Annotated in this window: 19 protein-coding genes; 6 read left to right on the top strand and 13 right to left on the bottom strand. The window is 37.2% G+C overall.

Translation table 11 applies throughout. The features are described 5' to 3' along the window. Nucleotides 1-10: 10 nt before the first annotated feature. The 10 genes from flgK to MHH88_RS03280 form a co-directional block, all read right to left on the bottom strand. On the bottom strand, nucleotides 11-1,558 hold the full coding sequence (flgK, locus tag MHH88_RS03325) for a flagellar hook-associated protein FlgK (RefSeq protein WP_339261578.1): 1,548 nt from the start codon (nucleotides 1,556-1,558) through the stop codon (nucleotides 11-13). Between the two features lie 34 nt (nucleotides 1,559-1,592). Further along, nucleotides 1,593-2,093, bottom strand: a complete 501-nt coding sequence (locus MHH88_RS03320; protein WP_339261577.1) for a flagellar protein FlgN — start codon at nucleotides 2,091-2,093, stop codon at nucleotides 1,593-1,595. Nucleotides 2,094-2,120: 27 nt separating this feature from the next. After that, nucleotides 2,121-2,381, bottom strand: coding sequence for a flagellar biosynthesis anti-sigma factor FlgM (gene flgM / locus MHH88_RS03315; protein WP_024362470.1), 261 nt, complete (start codon nucleotides 2,379-2,381; stop codon nucleotides 2,121-2,123). Between the two features lie 189 nt (nucleotides 2,382-2,570). Beyond that, a complete protein-coding gene (locus tag MHH88_RS03310) occupies nucleotides 2,571-2,984 on the bottom strand; it encodes a TIGR03826 family flagellar region protein (RefSeq protein WP_069510674.1) in 414 nt (137 codons plus the stop codon). An 85-nt stretch (nucleotides 2,985-3,069) separates the two neighbouring features. Continuing rightward, entirely contained in the window at nucleotides 3,070-3,660 is a 591-nt protein-coding gene (locus tag MHH88_RS03305) for a phosphoribosyltransferase family protein (protein ID WP_069510676.1), read from the bottom strand. Beyond that, a complete protein-coding gene (locus MHH88_RS03300; protein WP_339261576.1) occupies nucleotides 3,653-5,020 on the bottom strand; it encodes a helicase-related protein in 1,368 nt (455 codons plus the stop codon). Before MHH88_RS03300 ends, MHH88_RS03305 begins: the two co-directional genes overlap by 8 nt. A 149-nt stretch (nucleotides 5,021-5,169) precedes the next feature. Next, on the bottom strand, nucleotides 5,170-6,012 hold the full coding sequence (locus tag MHH88_RS03295) for a DegV family protein (protein WP_339261575.1): 843 nt from the start codon (nucleotides 6,010-6,012) through the stop codon (nucleotides 5,170-5,172). Nucleotides 6,013-6,225: 213 nt separating this feature from the next. Further along, nucleotides 6,226-6,777 carry a nuclear transport factor 2 family protein gene (locus tag MHH88_RS03290; RefSeq protein ID WP_231785561.1) on the bottom strand — a complete coding sequence of 184 codons (552 nt, stop codon included), beginning with the start codon at nucleotides 6,775-6,777 and terminating at the stop codon, nucleotides 6,226-6,228. 192 nt (nucleotides 6,778-6,969) lie between these two features. After that, entirely contained in the window at nucleotides 6,970-7,644 is a 675-nt protein-coding gene (locus MHH88_RS03285; protein WP_024362464.1) for a response regulator transcription factor, read from the bottom strand. A gap of 36 nt (nucleotides 7,645-7,680) precedes the next feature. Then, on the bottom strand, nucleotides 7,681-8,829 hold the full coding sequence (locus MHH88_RS03280; protein ID WP_069510682.1) for a sensor histidine kinase: 1,149 nt from the start codon (nucleotides 8,827-8,829) through the stop codon (nucleotides 7,681-7,683). Between the two features lie 165 nt (nucleotides 8,830-8,994). On the opposite strand from MHH88_RS03280, the gene MHH88_RS03275 reads away from it, so the two are divergent. Together MHH88_RS03275 and MHH88_RS03270 are read left to right on the top strand one after the other, a co-directional pair. Continuing rightward, on the top strand, nucleotides 8,995-9,630 hold the full coding sequence (locus MHH88_RS03275; RefSeq protein ID WP_069510683.1) for a YigZ family protein: 636 nt from the start codon (nucleotides 8,995-8,997) through the stop codon (nucleotides 9,628-9,630). 145 nt (nucleotides 9,631-9,775) lie between these two features. Beyond that, on the top strand, nucleotides 9,776-10,834 hold the full coding sequence (locus MHH88_RS03270) for an LCP family protein (protein ID WP_069510685.1): 1,059 nt from the start codon (nucleotides 9,776-9,778) through the stop codon (nucleotides 10,832-10,834). Between the two features lie 230 nt (nucleotides 10,835-11,064). Here MHH88_RS03270 and MHH88_RS03265 read toward each other — a convergent pair whose 3' ends face one another. Beyond that, nucleotides 11,065-12,108 carry an MraY family glycosyltransferase gene (locus MHH88_RS03265; protein ID WP_024362460.1) on the bottom strand — a complete coding sequence of 348 codons (1,044 nt, stop codon included), beginning with the start codon at nucleotides 12,106-12,108 and terminating at the stop codon, nucleotides 11,065-11,067. 225 nt (nucleotides 12,109-12,333) lie between these two features. Here MHH88_RS03265 and secA2 point away from each other — a divergent pair, with 225 nt between their 5' ends. Both secA2 and MHH88_RS03255 read left to right on the top strand, forming a co-directional pair. After that, on the top strand, nucleotides 12,334-14,694 hold the full coding sequence (gene secA2, locus MHH88_RS03260; protein WP_069510688.1) for an accessory Sec system translocase SecA2: 2,361 nt from the start codon (nucleotides 12,334-12,336) through the stop codon (nucleotides 14,692-14,694). 2 nt (nucleotides 14,695-14,696) lie between these two features. Then, nucleotides 14,697-15,596: an accessory Sec system S-layer assembly protein gene (locus tag MHH88_RS03255; protein ID WP_103977411.1), complete on the top strand. Its 900-nt coding sequence runs from the start codon at nucleotides 14,697-14,699 to the stop codon at nucleotides 15,594-15,596. A gap of 163 nt (nucleotides 15,597-15,759) precedes the next feature. On the opposite strand, the gene MHH88_RS03250 is transcribed toward MHH88_RS03255, so the two are convergent. Further along, nucleotides 15,760-16,659, bottom strand: a complete 900-nt coding sequence (locus tag MHH88_RS03250) for a LysM peptidoglycan-binding domain-containing protein (protein WP_339261574.1) — start codon at nucleotides 16,657-16,659, stop codon at nucleotides 15,760-15,762. Between the two features lie 251 nt (nucleotides 16,660-16,910). Between MHH88_RS03250 and brnQ the strand changes: the two genes are divergently transcribed. Together brnQ and MHH88_RS03240 are read left to right on the top strand one after the other, a co-directional pair. After that, nucleotides 16,911-18,233: a branched-chain amino acid transport system II carrier protein gene (gene brnQ / locus MHH88_RS03245; RefSeq protein ID WP_339261573.1), complete on the top strand. Its 1,323-nt coding sequence runs from the start codon at nucleotides 16,911-16,913 to the stop codon at nucleotides 18,231-18,233. Between the two features lie 108 nt (nucleotides 18,234-18,341). Further along, the gene (locus tag MHH88_RS03240; protein ID WP_339261572.1) at nucleotides 18,342-19,730 is read left to right on the top strand and encodes a S41 family peptidase; all 1,389 of its coding nucleotides are present in this window, start codon (nucleotides 18,342-18,344) and stop codon (nucleotides 19,728-19,730) included. A gap of 158 nt (nucleotides 19,731-19,888) precedes the next feature. Here MHH88_RS03240 and MHH88_RS03235 read toward each other — a convergent pair whose 3' ends face one another. Then, nucleotides 19,889-20,488, bottom strand: coding sequence for a TetR/AcrR family transcriptional regulator (locus MHH88_RS03235; RefSeq protein WP_069510698.1), 600 nt, complete (start codon nucleotides 20,486-20,488; stop codon nucleotides 19,889-19,891). Nucleotides 20,489-20,605: the final 117 nt, after the last annotated feature.

The following is a 20,605-nucleotide window of genomic DNA, read 5'->3' as shown; positions in this document are numbered from 1 at the left end:
CTAGATTCGTTTAGATTCCTACACGACCCATGCCGTTAATAATTTTGTCTAATGTTTCATCAACGACAGTAATCATTCGAGCATTGGCGTTATACGCTTGTTGGAATGTAATCATATTGGTCATTTCTTCATCCAGCGATACGGAAGTAATTGCAGCACGATTATTACCGATTGTCACAAGTAATGTTTCAGAAGTTCCGTTTAAACGTGCTGCTTCTTCTCCATCAACACCTAGCTTCCCAATAATACCTTGATAGAATGACTTAAATGTTGCTCCATCTAAATTCGCTTGAACCTTTGACTGGATATTCGACAGTTCAAGTGCCCATTTGCCGTTCCCTTCTTCATTTGCTCCTGTAGAAGCTGCCAATTTCGATGAATCTTTAATAAGCGCATCATTTACTTTAATATTGCCTGCTGACAATGGTTTTGTATTATCAATCGGTTCAAAGAAATCGAGTGTGCTTTGAGCACCAGTGAAATCGAATCCTTGCTTATGCATTGCATTAAAGACATTGGCAAATTCCGAAGCCAATTTGTCAATGTTAGCCATCGTTTCAGGATAATAGCCTTTAGGACCTGTTGCACTTTCATAACCGTATGAATCAATTACAGATAGTAATTTACCTTTGCCAGGCTCTAACTGGTCATATGTAATCGTTCCTGAATCTGTTGTACCTGTGCCGTTTACTTTAATGTTTGTAAAAAGATTCGCTAAATTTGCACCATCAATTTGTGTAGTACCACTGTTGACTTCAATATTCGCAGCATCTTTACCATTAACTAATTTAATTTCTGTATTTGTGCCATATGGCTTAAAAATAACCGTCACACTACCTTCGGCTACACTAGAAGCAAGCCCTCCTGAAGGAACACGTTCAACTGAAACTGGGATGTAACTATTTAATTCATCGATTAACACATCGCGTGCATCATATAAATCATTCGGTACATGACCATTTGGTTCAACCTCTTGCACTTGCTTATTAATGGAAGCAATTTGCTTTAGTAATGAGTTGATGCGATTTGTCGACACACTAATTTCGTTACCTATGTTGCCTTGAATCGTCTTTAGTTGCGTATCCATATAGTTAAAGGATTGAGCTAAGTGATTGGCACGCTCAATTGCCACTTTACGTGATGCCGCGTTTTCTGGAGCTGTACTTACATCTTGTAGACCTTTCCAAAACTGTTCCAATGCTGCGTTCAAACCAAATTTAGATGGTTCATCCATAATATCTTCCATTTGAGAAATAGCATTTGAACGTGATTCCCAGTAACCTAATTTATTCGTTTCTTGACGGAATTGTCGATCGATAAACTCGTCGCGAATGCGTTGAATGGAACCAGTTTCTACCCCTGTTCCCATATGGCCAGGGTAATTTGGTGTATTTAAACCTGCTGTTGGAAACCCTGGTGTAGCTTGCATGTTTACTCGTTGACGTGAGTAGCCAAGTGTATTGGCATTCGAAATATTATGACCTGTTGTATAGAGAGCTGATTGCTGTGTAAATAAACCGCTTCTACTTGTTTCTAAGCCCATAAATGTTGAGCGCATTCTTGTTCCTCCCTTTAATAACGTTTTAATAAAATTATGCTTGAGAATCGAAGTACGATTTTTTTGCCATTGTATTCGTACCGCGCACTTCACGCCCCGAATAATTCATTTGCTCAGGACGCGGACGTAGCGCATCTAATGTCAGATTGACGAATTGCAATGATTGAAATACTAATTTTTGATTGAGTTCATTTTGTTTGCGTAAATCATTAATAATTGACATGAGTCGATTGCGAACAGCTGATAGTGTGTCTTTTTCAGCATCTTGTTCAGCAGCTTCGATGACATCAGCGACAGTCATTTTGTCAGTGGACGCAACTCCCTTTGCTCCTAGGTATTGTGTTACCTGTATCTGACGCTGTTGCTCGAGCTTATCGATAGCCGCTACATGCGCCTGCTCATCCTTGAGCATTTGGTCAAGTGCTTTCATATCGCCAGTTTTTATGATTTCTGTTTTTTTATAAGCTAGTTCGAGCAAGCTTTTATGCATTTTTTCTAGCTTTGTTAATGTAGAACAAATCGTCTCTACAGACATTTTGCTAAACACCCTTTCTGTTATTTCCTAGAAACGATAGTATTTCAGCATATCTTCAGCAACTTTACGCGCATTGACCTTATATTCTCCAGAATCAATATCTGCCTTTAACTGTTGCACACGCTCTGCACGTTCTGCACTGTAAGTAGTAACACCTTGCATGTTCTGAGCGGCTTTTGAAATTTCAATTTTGTCAGCAAATGACGCTTTATTTGTATCAGATTTCACATTGCGTACTTGATTTTTATAGGCATTTACTGCATTAACACCATAAGATGTGATTTTCATGTTCATCCCCCTATCTTAAAAGCTTATCTTACTATTATTTCGGATTGTCTCCAACAATGTTAAGTTTTCAAATATAAAAAAGTGTGCTAATTTTGTTTAAAATTAACACACTTTCGCTTATCAACCATCTTGTAAGGTGTAAAATTTATCTTTATTGCGCATTTCACGAAAATTGACGTGATGTCAACATTATTTTTTGCGGTCAGCATGATAAGTTACTTTATCACGTTGTTCCACACTTTCACGAAACTCCTTCGCTGCCTCAAATGTGCGAAGTTCTGCCTTTAATTCATCTTGGCATTTTGTACATAATTTTCCTGTTGTCGTTAAATGGCCGCAGTTATCACATGGATAACCTAGGTTTGGAAACATTGCAGGCTGTAAACGACCTTTACGCACCCATTTATATAATAAATCTTCTTCAGCACCAGTTGCCTCAACAATTCGTTCTACTGTCGCAGCGCGATTTTCACGCTTGCGTAAAAATCGATAAACAATTTGATATAATTCCTCTTCAGATTGTGCACATTTATGACATACTTCTCTGACCCCTGTATAATTAAAAAATTCATTACACTTTGGGCAATTTCGAACCTCAGCCATCTTTTCTTCCTCCTCTTGCCATGATCACTATCTAATTGTACGAATCCTAAATTCGTAATCTATTATACATGATGTTTTAGCATTTTCATCCATTAATTAAAGTGAAGGTTCGAACATTTCGGGCCCCTGCTTCTAGTAAAACTTGTTTGGCATGCCGTAGTGTTGTCCCTGTAGTTTTAATATCGTCAAAAAGAAGGTAATCTTTACGCTTAACTTGGGCTTCTGGTATTAGACGAAAAAGCGGCGCTGATTGTATACGCTGCTCTCTATTTTTTGAACTTTGTGTTTCTACTGTTACTTTTTCTAGAAGTTGAGTAAAGGAGATATTAGCTGCTTTTAGAAGCTCCTCCGTATGGGAAAAGGTACGTTCTTTTTGCTTCATAGGATGCATAGGAATGGGTATAATTATCGCTTTTTCCTGTTTAAAGTGTGCATGTAACTCCTGCCGAAATACTTTAGCAAGTGCAACATCTTGTAGAAATTTATATTGATGTAAAAATGCCTTCATTGCATCATTATATTGATAAAGTGCCGTTGCTGAAGTAGAACGTGCAAATTGCGCTTTACACTTTTCACAAATACATGGTGGAAAGCATCTTAATAAAAGTGTTTGCCAAGAAGGTGCAAAGTGTAATGGCTGTGCACATAATAAACAAAACTTATCTATTTTATTCATTGTTTGAACCCTCTTTATTGTTAGCTAAAATCTTCTGTCGAGCTTCATCCATTGCCAAAGTTACTCCATGATGAAATAAAACAACTTCCCCATTCGTATAAGAGGCATGCCTTCCTACACGTCCCGCAATTTGAATAAGTGCGCTCGCTGTAAAGATTGTTGACTCTGCTCCAACAACAGCAACTTGTACATTTTTTATCGTAATACCTCGTTCTAAAATGGTTGTCGTCAGTAATCCAGGAATTTTCCCATCGCGTAACTGTAGTACTTTTTGTTTTCTCTCTGGATCTTTAGCATGTACTGCTAATATATTTGCATGTATCCTCTGAAACAGTGGTGTAGCTAGATTTAGCAGTTCTACTGTCGGGAAAAATATAAGAAATGGCTCATTTTTCGCAAGTCGTTCTTTAGTCCATGCTTTGAGTTTTCGAGGAAGTTTCCCTCGCTTTATATTTTTTTCATAGCCCCATAGCGAACAAAAATATGGCACGGGCAATGGCTTGTGATGGTATCGATTTGGGATAAAAGAATAACTGTTTTTATATTGATTAATTAATGATTGAGAAGGTGTAGCTGTAATAAAGTATATTGGTGCATCACTTGTTTTAGCTTTTTGCACTGCTCTTTCTAATGTTGCGTCATATGCATAAGGAAATGCATCCGCTTCATCAACAATCATGACATCAAATGCCCGTTCGAAACGATACAGTTGATGAGTCGTTGCTAGAATTAGCTGTGCATAACCATGTTGCTTTGGCGCTCCACTATAGTACGCATGGACAATAGTTTGTGGAAAAGCTTTTTGAAAGCGCGGGAATAACTCCAATACTACATCTGTACGTGGTGCGGCAATGCACACTCGTAACCCTTTTTCTAACGCATAATGTACAGACTGAAAGAGCAACTCTGTCTTACCAGCTCCACATACTGCATTCAATAAATGGGATTTTCCTGCTATTACACTTTCTAGTAGTTCATCGGCTGCTCGTTGTTGTTGTGCTGTCAATTGCCCTGTCCATTGAAGGGGATGCTGCTTGATTCGACATGCCTTCGGTCCTTTCCATATAAGCAATGGTGTACAACTGCTCACTCTGCCCATCTTCAGGCAATGCCTGCAATAAACGCACCGTTGTAGACATTTCGAGCAATCATACTCAGTAAATTCATGTGGATTGTCATTATAGCAACGATTACATCTTAATCGTGGTGTTTTTTGAATACCTTCTATTATAAAAAAGTATTTTCTATTAATAGCCTGCTCCATATCATCTTTAGCAAACGGTGTATGCTCCTTTAACCAAATTCGTCCCTCATGAAAGTCTCGTAATGCGGGAGGCAACAGCCATCCTTTGTATTTCATGTATCTAGCTCCTTTCTTTTTGTAATGTTGGTTTATTAGTGATTCTGCCTTATGACTGGCGATTGGTATGATTTTAATGGCGATTCTCCATCTGCGCCTATCAAGCAAATAAAAAAGCCCCTACAACAAGTTGTAGAGACTTTTACTTATTATTTTTTTGTCCAACCAAGACCCATTGCACCTTCACCTAAGTGCGTGCCAATAACAGGTCCGAAATAGCTTAATTTAAAGTTTACGTTCGGGTAAGTCGTAGCAAGTTGTGCCAACCATTCCTCGGCTTCTTTTTGGCAATTACCGTGAATAACTACAGCATCCATCTTGTCATACTTGTTTGCATCTTCAGCCAATAACTCTTCTGCCCGCTTTAGTGCTTTCTTACGTGTACGTATTTTTTCAAACGGTACAATGACCTTGTCCACAAAATGCAAGACAGGCTTTACTTGTAATAAGCCTCCGATTAATGCAGCTGCTGAAGACAAACGCCCTCCCCGTTGTAAGTGCGCTAAGTCATCTACAATGAAGTAAGCACGAATATACTGCTGCATGTCCGCTAATGCTGCTAGTATTTCTTGTGCTGAACAACCTTCCGCAGCCATTTCAGCCGCGCGTAGCACATAAAATCCTTGAACAGCGCAAGAAATCTCGCTGTCAAATGGGTACACATCAATACCTTCCACCATTTCTCCTGCTTGGACCGCACCTTGATATGTACCACTTATACCACTCGATAAATGAATGGAAATTACTTCGTCATAATCATTTGCCAACTCTTCAAAGAGTGAGGCAAACTCACCAATGGGTGGTTGAGTTGTTTTGGGGAATTCTTTTGCACCCCGTACTTTATCATAAAACTCAGATGCAGTAATATCTACTTCCTCTGCGAATAACTCACCTGAAATGTTTACACTTAACGGAATCATACGAATGTTTAAGCGCGCGCGTTCTTCTGGCGTAAGGTATGCAGTACTGTCTGTTACGATTGCCGTCCTCATTCATTTCCACTCTCCTATGTTCCAAGTTTACCTCAAAAAGAAATGAATGTGAATTGAATTACGAAATCTCGTAATGACGTCAGGAATTGACTTTTTCACTACAAGTTCAGTCCGTAACATACACTAGATTTCAACTTTACTTTGCCATAAGGCTCAAATCTAGCGTTCATTTCACATTCATCTTCTATGTATAGTAAAGGGAAAAATTTCCCCTTATTGATTGCCCGTGCTAGATTTGGTATCATCTCCAATATAAAAGACGCTCGTTACCTTCCACTTTCCATCTTCTTTGACAAATACCGTTACTTGGCGTCCAGCGCTTTCATGTTCGACGTTTGTTTGCACTTGAAGAGAGTGCGTTGTCATATTGGCAAATACTTGCGCTTCATCCTCATTATACTTTGCAATGGTCACATTTGTTACATCACGTTTCGTATCAAATTGAGCAAATACTTCATCTGCGAATACTTTCTCTTCATCATAATTAAAGCCTTTTGGATCCTTAGATATCGTGTCCATATAACGATCAATTTCTTCATCATTGAATGCGGCAATATATTCATCAAACGCCGCTAAAATTGCTTTTTCCTCATCAGCCGGCACATTTGAAGCTTTTTTAACCTCTTCACCCATCATTTCAAAGCCCACCGTACCGTCTTCAATTACCTTTTCACGCTCTTTTGCCGTTAAATCTTCATCTTTATTGCCACAGGCAGTTAACACTAATAAGGTTAAAACTGCTAGAATACTTTTCTTTAACATCATAAAACCTCCCGCGCAATATTGTAGCATATAAATGCTTAAGTAGGAATTTTGTTGCGCATTTTCAACTTTTAGGTGCTTATTTCATTAAAAGACGTCTTTCCAATAAAAATGTTGCATAATAAAAAACTGTCTTAAAAACTACTTTATCTTTTAAAGTAGCTTTTAAAAACAGCCTTCATTACTACTATGCAATTATCGCACTTCAACCCAACCATTTTTAATAGCTGTTACAACAGCTTGTGTACGGTCGTTTACGTTCATTTTTTGTAAAATGCTTGAAACGTGGTTTTTTACCGTTTTTTCTGAAATAAACAGTGTCTCACCAATAGTACGGTTAGATTGTCCATCTGTTAGTAATTGTAAAACTTCGCATTCGCGTTTTGTTAATAAATGGAATGGACGGCGAATTTCTGTTTGATGGAAGTTGCCTTTGTTTTCATGCTCAGACAGGCGACGGAATTCTGCTACTAAATTTTTAGTTACTTTAGGATGTAAGTAAGAGCCGCCATTTGCCACTACTTTAATCGCTTCCACGATTTCGTCTGCATCCATCTCTTTTAGCATATAGCCTAGAGCGCCTGATTTTAGTGCATGAGTTACGTATGTTTCATCATCATGAATGGATAACATGATGACTTTAGCATCTGGAAATTCTGTAATTAAATCTGCTGTTGCCTCTACACCATTTTTCCCCGGCATATTTATATCCATTAAAACAACATCTGGTTGATTTTCCGCATATAAATTTACTACATCTGTGCCATCGTCACCTTCTGCAATTACATCAAACGTATCCTCAAAATCTAAGATACGTTTTACTCCTTCTCGGAATAGTTGGTGATCGTCTACAATAATAATCTTCGTCATTAGTCTTTACCCCCTAAAATTCTGCAACACAATTCTTTACTCTACTTCTAACGGAATTTTAAATAATACCGTAGTGCCTCGATTTATCTCACTTTCAATTGAGATTGTACCATTTAATATTTCAATTCGTTCTCGCATTCCTAAAATACCAAAGGAATGATCTTTCACAACTTTTTGATCGAACCCCACGCCATCATCTTTCACGACAACATTCACTGCATTGTTCAACCATTCAAGTTTTACCCAAATATCCTTACATTTCCCATGCTTCATGGCGTTTGTTACACATTCTTGCACTAAGCGAAAAATGGATACTTCGTAATTTGAAGGAATACGTTGTTCTGTGCTTCTTGACTGGAAATGAATTTCCACTCCTGGATTATATTCGGTCACAGTCGACAAATATTTCTTTAATGTCGGCACAATGCCCAAATCATCCAGCGCCATAGGTCGTAAATCATAAATAATTCGTCGCACCTCTGACAGTGCATTACGCACAGTTTTCTTCAAATCAGCAATTTCAGCCAAAGCGTATTCTATGCCCTTCTCTCGATACGTTCTTTCTATTAAGTCCGTACGCATTAAGACATTGGCCATCATTTGAGCAGGTCCATCATGAATTTCTCTTGATAAACGTTTTCGCTCTTCTTCTTGTGCAGCGATGATTCGAATACCAAAATCTTGCTTCATTTTCGCTTGTTCAAGCGCTAATCCAACATTTTTTAAATCAGACGTTAAATAATTTAAAATAACATTTACTTGATTGACAATATGATCAGCACGTTCAATTGTATCGAGTAAGCCTCTTAAACGTCGCTCTAAATCATCTCTTTTGTCGCGAAGTTGCTTTTCTTGTGTTTTAATGACGGAGAGCTTCAATTGAAAATCATGTGCCGTTTCATATGCATCTCTAACTTGTTCTTCGGTATAATTATCAAAAGCTTTACTCACTAACACAAGTCTTTGCTTAGCAAGCTGCGTGCTTTTTTCTAAAGCATCGCCTTCATCGATGACAGTTGAAATTTGTTTTCGAACAATTTCTAGCTCTTGTTGCATATCTTCAAAGCTTCTTCGGCTTTGTTCACTTATAATGAAAATATCATCTTTAGAGCTCATGATTGTTTCTAACATTCGATTGAATACGTCATCAAGCGACTTTAAATCGAAGGTATCATTTGAAAACATTGTGTACTCCCCAGTCTAATGTCCTTATTATCACATAGTATTTTGAAAGACCAATTTCATAGAATCTAAGTCTAAACCTATTATAGCATCACAATGCTAAAAATTAATGCTTTTTCTTTATGAAATTTATAGCATACAACCCTATTTTAAAGGAGAATGACACTTATGAGAGAGAACTATTTAACTGTAAAAGGCTACGGAGAAAGCGAAATTATTATATCTAAATCTCGCTTTCTTACTTATATAGAACGCGCTGAAACCGAAGAGGATGCAATGACTTTTATAGAGCGCATCAAAAAAATGCATCATAATGCGACACATAATTGCTCTGCCTATATTATCGGTGAACATGATCATATTCAAAAAGCGAATGATGATGGGGAACCTAGTGGCACTGCTGGCGTCCCTATGTTAGAAGTCTTAAAAAAGCAAGGCTTAAAGGATACGGTCGTTGTCGTCACACGCTACTTCGGTGGCATAAAATTAGGCGGCGGCGGTCTTATTCGTGCTTACGGTAAAGCAACAACAGAGGGATTACTCGCTGCACAAGTTGTCGAACGAAAACTTCATCACCTTATGAAAATTGCAATTGACTACACATGGCTTGGAAAAGTGGAAAATGAGATTCGCAACTCTGGATATTCTTTAGAAGAAATTAACTACTTGGAAGGTGTCGAAATCATTGTTTCGGTGTTAAAAGAGGAAGAAGATCAGTTTCGTCATTGGGTAACAGAACTTACGAATGGGCAAGCAACAATCACTTTTGAGCACGCGCAATTTATCGAATTTATTGTGAAATAAATAGTTTTAATTGTCTAATCCTGAAGGTCCATAGTATAATTTTAATATTGAGCTCACTTAATCAATTACGCCCATGTGCTAATTTGAATAAATTTTAGCTCAATTGCATAATTATTCCCAAAATCAAGAGGAGAATATACCATATATGAAAAGAACGAATGTAAAAAAGAAGAAGAGGTCTTCTAAAGCTTCTTTGATTATAAAAGTAGCATTACTTCTAGTTGCTAGTTTACTAATTTGCGTTACGGCCTATGGTGTTTATATTACAAAGCAAGCTGAACACGCAGCCAACTCAGCACATGAAGTATTAGAAGGTCGAGATGTCTCTGCTTTACGAGAAGAAAAAGTAGAACCGGTTAATGATAATGTGTCGATTTTATTTGTCGGTGTCGATGATAGTGAAAATCGTGGGCAAGGTTCTGAAAACTCACGCTCAGATGCACTGATTCTTGCAACTTTAAACAACACTACGAAAACTATTAAAATGTTAAGTATCCCTCGTGATTCTTACGTTTATATCCCTTCAGTAGGCTATAAAGATAAAATTACTCATGCCCATGCGTTAGGTGGTACGCTTTCGACAATTGAAACGGTTGAACAACTTTTTGATGTTCCGATTGATTACTATGTCCGCATGAACTTCAATGCGTTTATTGATGTCGTGGATGCTTTAGGTGGTATCGAAGCAGAAGTACCATATGCTCTACATGAAAAAGATGAATTTGATCGTAATACAATCAACCTCAAGCCAGGTTTACAGCATTTAAACGGTAGTCAAGCACTTGCCCTCGCACGTACACGTAAGCAAGATAGCGATATCCAACGCGGTATACGCCAACAAGAAATTTTAACGGCTATTACAAATAAAGTAGCATCTGTTGATTCTATTACAAAATACGACGATGTTATTAAAGCAATCGGCGATAACATGAAGACAAATATGACATTTAGTGAAATGAAATCATTCCTGTCTTATTTAACAAAAGGTAAGCCACGTATTGATTCATTAACATTAGAAGGTAACGACGATATGTCTACAGGTGTTTATTATTATCAATTAGACCAACAATCAGTTGATGATGTATCTGAAATTCTTAACAACCACCTTGCAAGAAAAAAATCGTCTTCTGCTTTAACAAATAGTAATACTGATACAGACAACGCAGCTGGCGATGACCGTTCAACAAACGAATCAGCGCAATAAAAAAATAAAAAGCCTTTCCACTATCAAAGTTTGGTAGCGGAAAGGCTTTTTTGTGTATGAGGTTCATTACCCGCGAAATCTGGTATTTTACCCGCGATACATGAGGTTTTACCCGCGAAATCTAGTATTTTACCCGCGATTCACAATACTTTACCCGCGAAAACCATATTTTACTGAAAAAAAAACTGTAGACGAACTCAAATTCGAGTTTGTCTACAGTTTTTCTTTTGTTATTTATTGAATATCCGCATGAAATTTAATAGCGGTTTATAGTTTTTACCGGCAAGTCCAATGACTTCGACGAAAATTTCGATAGCAATTAAGATGACCGTAATTAGTAAAATGGCTCCCCATAACTTTGCCATTGAGAAGATAATGGCAGCTAAACCAAACATCATTGCAATGCCATAAATAATTAGTACCGTTTGTCGATGTGTAAAGCCCATATCCAATAATCGATGGTGTAAATGTGATTTATCTGGATCAGACCATTTTTTCTTCATTCGGTAACGACGAACAATTGCAAAGAATGTATCAGAAATCGGTACACCTAGCATAATAACTGGGATAATTAACGAAATGATTGTAAAGTTTTTATATCCTAATAAAGCCAATACAGAAATCATAAAGCCTAAAAATAATGCCCCAGTATCTCCCATGAAGATTTTAGCTGGATGGAAATTATAAAATAAGAAACCAATTGTCGCTGCTGCTAAAATTGCTGCAAAGGCTAATACGAACATATCGCCCATTATAAAGGCCATACCAGATAAAGTAATAAGTGCAATTGAAGAAACGCCTGCAGCTAATCCGTCTAAGCCATCAATTAAGTTTATTGCATTCGTAATACCAACAATCCACAATATAGTGAATGGAATACTTAGAAAACCAAAATCTAATTGCCCACCAAATGGCAAGTTAATGAAGTCAATTTGAATACCACCCACAAAAATAACGATTAGTGCGGCAACTATTTGACCAAGCATTTTTGCCTTCGCTGATATTTCACGCATATCATCAATAACACCTGTTGCTACGATAATACAAGCTCCGATAATAATCGCTAAACTATATTGACTTTGTGGCTGTAAGACCGCCACACCTATTAAAAACGCAAGGAAAATTGCCAGACCACCGAGCCTTGGCATGATACGTGCATGTACTTTTCGATAGTTTGGCGCGTCAACGGCACCTATTCTAAACGCTAAACGTTTAACTAGTGGAGTTAACAAAATGGAAGCAACAAATGCTGCTATTAAAGACACGTAAAGCATGTCTCTCCTCCTCAAAAAAATAATCTACATTTGAATCCAATTTGATTATAGCACGAACATGCTCTGAAATATACTTTTTCTAATCATTTTCCGCTATTTCACATTTTCCATTTTTCTCTATTATTCTACCTTTATTACTTAATGTCAAATGTAGTCATCATTCGTAAAATTTGATAGAATAATGATGTGTCTAGCATTTAGACAACTTTAAAGGAGCGTAAATTCATGTTCTCAATTTTTAAACGCAACAATGAGCAAACAAGTGCTCGTCAATTAAAACGCTACTATAAAATAGTAGAACAAATTAATAATCTTGAAGAAAAATACGTCAATAAGTCAGATGCTGAGTTAAGAGAAATGACTTTTATTTTCAAGGATCGCTTAGATCAAGGTGAACCAATTACATCCATCATTCCAGACGCATTTGCAGTCGTACGCGAAGCCTCAAAACGTGTATTAGGTATGCGTCATTTTGATGTACAGCTAATCGGTGGACTCGTATTAACTGAAGGCAATATTGCTGAAATGCCTACAGGTGAAGGGAAAACGCTTGTTGCTTCACTTCCCTCTTATGTACGGGCATTAGAAGGCAAAGGTGTTCATGTCATTACAGTAAACGATTATCTTGCGAAACGTGACTATGAGCTTGTTGGACAAATCCATCGTTTCCTCGGTTTAACAGTCGGCTTAAATGTACCAATGATGGAACCAAATGACAAAAAAGACGCTTATAACGCGGATATTACGTACGGTGTCGGTACTGAATTTGGTTTCGACTATTTACGTGACAATATGGCACATAGCTTAGCCGATAAAGTACAACGCGCTTATCATTTCGCGATCATTGATGAAGTCGATAGTGTACTTATTGACGAAGCGAAAACGCCTTTAATTATTGCTGGTAAAATGCCAGCAAACGATGAATTACATCGCATTGCAGCTATGTTAGCAAAACGCTTTAAAGCAGAAGAAGACTACGACTTTGATGATGAAACAAAGGCCACTTCTTTAACGGATAAAGGCATTGAAAAGGTTGAGGCTGCCTTCAATGTTGACAATTTATACGATTTAGAGCATCAAACACTTTATCACTATGTGATCCAAGCGGTTCGTGCACATGTCATGTTCAAGCGTGACGTTGATTATATCGTGAAAGATGACAAAATCGAGCTTGTTGATATGTTCACAGGTCGTATTTTAGAAGGTCGTTCTCTTTCCGATGGCTTACATCAAGCAATCGAGGCAAAAGAAGGCGTAACGATTACTGAAGAAAATAAAGCACAGGCACAAATTACAATTCAAAACTATTTCCGCATGTATCCGAAGCTATCAGGCATGACAGGAACTGCGAAAACACAGGAAAAGGAAATCCGTGAAGTGTACGGTATGGAGGTTATTCAAATCCCTACAAACCGCCCACGTCAACGTGTAGACCAACCGGATATTATTTTCAAAACACAAGCAGCAAAATATAAATTTGTAGCTGCCGAAGCAAAACGACGCCATGAAAAAGGGCAACCTGTTTTAATCGGTACTACGTCCATTTTGCAATCTGAATCCGTTGCAGACCATTTAAAAAAGGAAGGCTTAAAATTCCAATTACTGAATGCCAAAACAGTTGAGCAAGAAGTAGAGCTTATTTCGCAAGCTGGTCAAAAAGGTCGTATTACGGTTGCAACCAATATGGCTGGTCGTGGTACAGATATCGTGTTAGGTGACGATGTCCATGCACTTGGTGGTCTTTACGTAATTGGTACAGAAAAACATGAAAGCCGCCGCGTTGATAATCAGCTACGAGGACGTTCTGGTCGTCAAGGTGACGTAGGTGAAAGTCGCTTCATTCTCTCTATTGAAGATGATATGTTCCGCCGTTATGCAAAAGAAGAAGTTGAAAAATTCACAGCAAAAATGATTGTAGATGAAAATGAAGTCATCCAAAACAAAGATGTTCAGGAGCTTATCAACCGTACACAACGTATTGTAGAAGGCTCACAGTATGGCATGCGCGAATACAATTTAAAATTAGACGATGTCATTAATGATCAACGTACCGTTATTTATGGCTTACGTGACAAAATTTTAGCTGGTGAAGATGTAATGGGAGAGCTGCAAAAAATGCTGCGTGAAACGGTCGATTTTGCAGTGCGCGATGCTGCACCTGAGGAGCTACCTTCTGTAGAGTGGGATTATGACCAAATGGAAAGTGCACTGAATTCATTATTCATTACTCCGGTTACAATTGATCGTGAAGTTGGCAAAGTAAAACAAATTCTAGCGGATATACAGCCTTCTGAACAAGAACTGCTCGATCATATGCAGAAATTCGCAGAAAATGATGAAGTCATGACGGTTATTCCACAAGTGATGTTGAGTTATATAGATAGTGGCTGGGTGAAGCATTTAGAAGCAATGGCTCATTTAAAAGAAGGTATCGGTTTACGTCACTATCAACAAGAAGATCCGATGCGCATTTACCAACGAGAAGGACTCGAATTATTCGGGAAGAATTTCCAAGAATTGCGTCGCTCTATTATTATCGAAATTACAGGCTTCATGAAAATGGTTGAAGGACAACAGGAGGTTTAATTATGGGTTTATTTTCATTTTTTAAAAAATCAGATAAAATCGTACAAGAAAACACAATTGACTCAAAAGATTTACTAGGAAATGCGGCTACAAATAAAGGGGACAATCGTGATGTTGTAACGAAGCTGTCATTCCATCCTGAATGGAATGTACCACAAGAACAAAAGTATATTTTTAACTTCCTTGCAAATGAGCTAGAGCCTTTAAAACCAAATCAATTATCGCTATCTTCTATTAGTATTGAAGATGAGCCACGCACAGGGAAATGGCTTGTTCGTGCATTTTTCCGCTCATCATTAGCTGAAGCAATTGAGTTAGGTGAAATTGAATTATTCATTATGGATAAAAACGATGAGCTTGTCGCATCTAAAAAATTCGATTTTAAAGCGCTAGGCACAATTCCAGCTGAAAGTGCTCGTCCATGGGTTTTTGAATTTGAAAAATCAACTATTAAAGTAGACGAAGTGCCAGAAGATGGTTGGAAAATCGCATTTAACCTTGTATCTTTACGCGGCCACCAATTAGAATTAGATCCGTCATGGGAACAACAATTACCAGCAGCACAAAAAGAAGAGCTTGCTAAAATCGTTAATACTTTACCGAAATTAGGTGAAACAGAAGTTAACTTTACTGGTCTTCAAGCAAAACTTGCTGATAATGGTAACCTGAATGTTTCGATTTTTATCCGTAACGGTCACAATAAAGCAATTAATCTAGAACAATTACCGCTAGAAATTATCGACGCAACAGGTAAACAAATTGCCAAAGGATCATTTAAAATGGATCCAATCCTAACTGTCCAACCAAATTCAACAAAACCTTGGACATTCATCTTCCCAGCTGAACTAGTTGATGCACAACAAGCAGACTTATCTCGCTGGACAGCACGTGTAACACAATAATATAAAAAAATCCTTCTTTCTACGGAAAGAAGGATTTTTGATTTCCTACATGTACGGAGCGATTTGCCCTAGTTTACTGGCGATTCTCACATTGTTTGTGGCGATTGAATCATTCAATCAAATAAAAAGCGATTTTTGCCCTAATGCAAAAATCGCCTGTTCATTATTTTACTGTATCGAATCGTTTATACCCTACTAATCTAGTTGACCAGTAAGAGTACGTCACATCCGATAGTTCCACACCATCTGTACCCGCGTGGATAAATTTATTGTTGCCAAGGTAAATACCCATATGAGAAATACCTTCTTTATAAGTATTTTCAAAGAATACTAAGTCCCCTGGCACCGGATTTTTCACATGTGTTGTATTGCCATTAAAGTAGCCTTCGCTGCTATCTCTCGCTATTTTCACACCACTTTGATTGAATGCATAATAAATAAACCCACTGCAATCAAGACCTTCTGGCGTATTACCGCCATAAAGATAAGGTGTTCCAATTAAAGTATTCGCCACTTCCACTGTCTTTTTGTAAATAGCTTGTCCATTCGCTGTAGGATCTTTTGTTGTTACTTTTGATGGAGTCCCCGTATCTGTAGTTACATTATTATGTACTGTATCATCCTCGGGTACGACAGCTACTGGAGAAATTTTTAATACTTGTCCAATATAAATCGTGTCGTTCTCTATGCCATTCCACTCTTTAATTTCCTTTATTGTCACATTATATTGCTTAGCGATTTTTGATAATGTATCACCTTTCGCAACAGTATGAACAGCAGTTGAAGGTTTTGAAGGTGTAGTTGTTGCTGGCTTTGAAGGTTTTCCTGTTTCAGCTGTTGCCTGCTTTGTAATTTCTAACTTTTGTGCTACATAAATCGTATCCTTCGATAGATTATTCCATTTTTTTATATCTTGTATCGTCACTTGATGACTTTGAGCGATTTTGGATAACGTATCGCCTTTTTGTACTGTATATGTTGCAGCTTCAGCATTTTGTATCGCAAAAAATGAAGTAGCAATAGTGCTTAAAGCGAGAATTCTCAATTTTTTTGATTTAAGCATATCCAATAGCCTCCGTTCATGTTAGAATATTTCCTTGTGTGTCTATCATACTAAAGAATTGTCTAAACAAAAATCGGAAATACTGACTATTTTTCAAACAATTTATCAATCCTATATAATACTACAGAATCCGACTGTTTAGCTTAACTGTAATAATTGCAAGTTTAATAGTCCTATGATAACATACATTTCTGTATTTAAAATTTTTAGAAAGTTTTAGCTTTTCAATTATAAAGGAGTTTTTATTATTTATGAGAAACATCTTAGTTTTCATCAAAGAGAATTTAGCTGTAGGCTTATTACTTTTTGCCTTGTTCTTAGGGGCAGGTAATATTATCTTTCCACCGTTGCTCGGGCAACAAGCTGGTGAACATATTACAACAGCCATGGTTGGCTTTTTAATAACAGGCGTAGGCTTACCTTTACTGGCAATCGTTGCAGTTGCAAAAGCAGGCGGCGATTTACAACTACTTGCCAGTCGTGTTCATCCAATTTTCGGTATCATATTCACTTCAATTGTCTATTTAGCAATTGGGCCGTTCTTCGCTGTTCCACGTACAGGCTCTGTGTCATATGAAATCGGCATTGTGCCATTTCTTTCAGAGGCGGCTCAAGAACATTGGGCTCCACTATTCATTACATCTATATTATTTTTTGCTTTAATACTTTATTTAGCATTCAATCCATCGAAACTTGTCGATCGTGTAGGGAAAATTTTAACCCCTGCGCTCTTAATTGTTATATTATTATTAGCTGTTAAGAGCTTTATTACCCCAATGGGTGAATCAGGCACAGCGGTTGGGAATTACACAGTTTCGCCATTTTACGAAGGTTTTGTACAAGGCTATTTAACGATGGATGTTCTTGGTGCTCTCGTATTTGGTATTGTTATTTTGCAGGCATTACGTGGTATGGGGATGAATGATACTAGAAAGCAAGTCAAAACTACCATTTTTGCAGGGATTGTCGCTGCAATTGGCTTGGCCTTTGTTTATATTTCACTTGGCTATATTGGCAATACAAGCATTGGAGCAATTGGTACATCTGATAATGGTGGCGTCATCATCGCAAAATCAGCAGAATATCTGTTTGGCGACTTTGGCAGTATTATTTTATCGGTTACGATTTTATTAGCTTGTATTTCTACTGCTGTTGGCTTATTAACAGCCAATGCACAGTTTTTCAACAAGCTATTTCCACAAATCTCATATAAAACATTTTTAATCGTCTTTACGTTATTTAGTGTAGCGATTACAAATGTTGGATTATCGACAATTATCAATACTTCACTTCCAGTATTATTAATTATCTATCCGCTCGCGATCGTATTGATGGTATTATCGCTTGTTGATCATTTCTTTAAAGGTGGACGAATTGTTTATGTGTTGGCGTTAATTCCGACATTCTTTGTCAGTCTTTACGATGGCTTAAAACAGATGAAAATCACGTTTACTTCTTATGAGAATATTTTAAATATTTTGCCACTGTATGAACAAAGCCTTGGTTGGCTTGTTCCTGCAATAATCGGTACAATTGTCGGTTTTATTATTCATAAGCTTTTTAAGAAGAACTAAACTTCAAACAAACAGACACGTCTTCCTTTTATGACGTGTCTGTTTTCATTCGCTGTAATTTGGAAATTCATGTATAATAAAAATAAGTTATTAGAAAAGAGGTGTCTTATGAAAAAAGTATTATGGTCCTTCATTTTTATACTGAGTGTTATCCTATTTCCTTTATCAAACGCTTCTGCTGCAAATAACGAACAGCAACTCGTTGAGGAAATCAAGGAAATCATTACAGAAAATTATGTTGGTAAAGTAAATGGTAACTTACAAAATGCCAAAACTATTTCGGAAATCATTAATATGTTAGACCCTTACTCAACATATTTTACTAAGCAAGAATTTGAAGAATTTATGAATAGCATTAATATGTCGACAATCGGTATTGGTGTTGTCATTGAAGAGCATGATGACGGCATTCATATTTTACAAGTAATTGAAGAAAGTGGAGCATCTGAAGCTGGTGTCGTGGCAGGAGATATTATTATCGGCATTAATGGTCAATCCATTGTAGGTAGCTCAACTCAAGAAGCCTCTTCCCTGCTAATCGGTAATGAAGGCAGCGAAGTGCAAATTAAGCTATTACATGAGAATGGCACTACTTCTACTAAAACTATTACACGTAAAAAATTCACCCTACCAAACGTAGAATCTGCTTTATTGTTTGGTGATGTTGGCTACATAGCAATGTCTTCTTTCTCTGAAGATGGCGCACAACTAGTAAAAGACGCACTGACTCAGCTTAAGCAACGTGGTGCTACTTCATTTATTTTAGATTTACAAAATAATGGCGGTGGCTATGTTGCAACGGCAGAACAGCTTACTGGATTATTCCCAAAAGCAAAAATCGCCTATTTATTACAGGAAGCTCATGCCTCCTATGAAGTGCGTGCTGCACAACAAAACATTAAATTCCCAACAGATACACGTATTTTAGTAAACCGCTATAGTGCAAGTGCTTCAGAAATGCTGGCAGCTTCGTTACAAGATCAACAATCGGCGATCCTATATGGTGAAACTACTTATGGTAAAGGGGCAATGCAAGGTTTCTTTGAATTACATGACGGCAGTTATTTAAAGCTTACTGTAGGTAAATTTACAGGTCCTGCTGGTCAAACGATTAACGAAGTAGGCGTGAAACCAACTATTCAAACGAAAACTGCACCACTTTTCCAAGCTCATTATGATGCCATTAAAGCACAATACAAAGAGTATCAGGAACTAGTAAGCCTAAAAAATGTACCAACTACAAAAACATTTGTAGTTAAATTTTCGCAAGCCTTCTCTTCACCAATTCCTGAAGGCAGTGTACAGCTTGTTGCTTTAGGCGGAGACGAAATTCCAATTACTACAAAAGTAGGAAAAGACAATTCCTTACTCGTTACACCTAAAAATCCTTTAGGAAAAGGCCAAGAATATATGTTGCTCGTTCATCCAACTATTCAAAAACCTACAGGTGACAAACTGCAAAAAGGGATTTATCTGCATATTGCAGTAACTAACTAACAACGAGCCATCTTATTGAATAAAAGCGTTTGATTGTCGCTCCAAAGCGAATCAAACGCTTTTTTATATGACATGCCCTTTTATATGCCCCAACCAAGAGCGCGTCTGGAACTGAAATAAAAAATCCCTCCCTATATTGAGAAGGATTCCATTTTCTATCACACACATGGAGGTTCTTTTAATATAAAAAAGACATGAACTAAATTTCGCGCAAGTTCACATGGCTTGCTTTTTTGTTCTAGTAAATTCGTTAATATTAAACGTTCAAAAGAGCCAACAAAACTATCCGCAACTATTTTTATATCGATATTTTGTAATTTAAACAATCCATCACAATCATGTCGATAAACTAACTCAATAAATTGCTGTGTAAGCTGCGATTTAACGCTTGATGATTGTTTCGATTCAAAAAAGCCAATTTTCGTTAACTTTGGATTTTCAATAATATAGAGAAACATCAAATATAATTTATGTTCTAGCATATGAATAAAGCCTTCCAGCCCTTTTTCAGCCTGTTCGGAATGATTGTCCATAATCTCATAAAACCCAAGCTGAAATTGTATGTTTAAGTCCTCATAAAGCGATTCTTTACTTTTAAAATATAAATAAAATGTGGGCTGTGTTACATCTGCTGCTTTCACTATATCGCTTATTTTCGTAGCATGGTATCCCCTTTCAGCGAAAAGCTCCACAGCTTTTTCCAGTAATAATTGTTTACTTTTTTCACCATTTGAGTTGATTTTCCTACCTCTTGCCATCATTGTCACCTTACTCTGTTAAAAATTATTACCCTGTTTAAAAATGTAATTTTAAATAGTAAACCATCACGAAACCCATCATTTTACTTTTCACTATCTGAATAATGTTAATTATAA

The sequence above is a fragment of the Lysinibacillus sp. FSL K6-3209 genome, assembly GCF_037976175.1.
GTDB lineage: Bacteria > Bacillota > Bacilli > Bacillales_A > Planococcaceae > Lysinibacillus > Lysinibacillus sphaericus_D.
The sequence above is the reverse complement of the archived record's forward strand: the minus strand, read 5'-3'. Positions and strand labels throughout refer to the sequence as shown.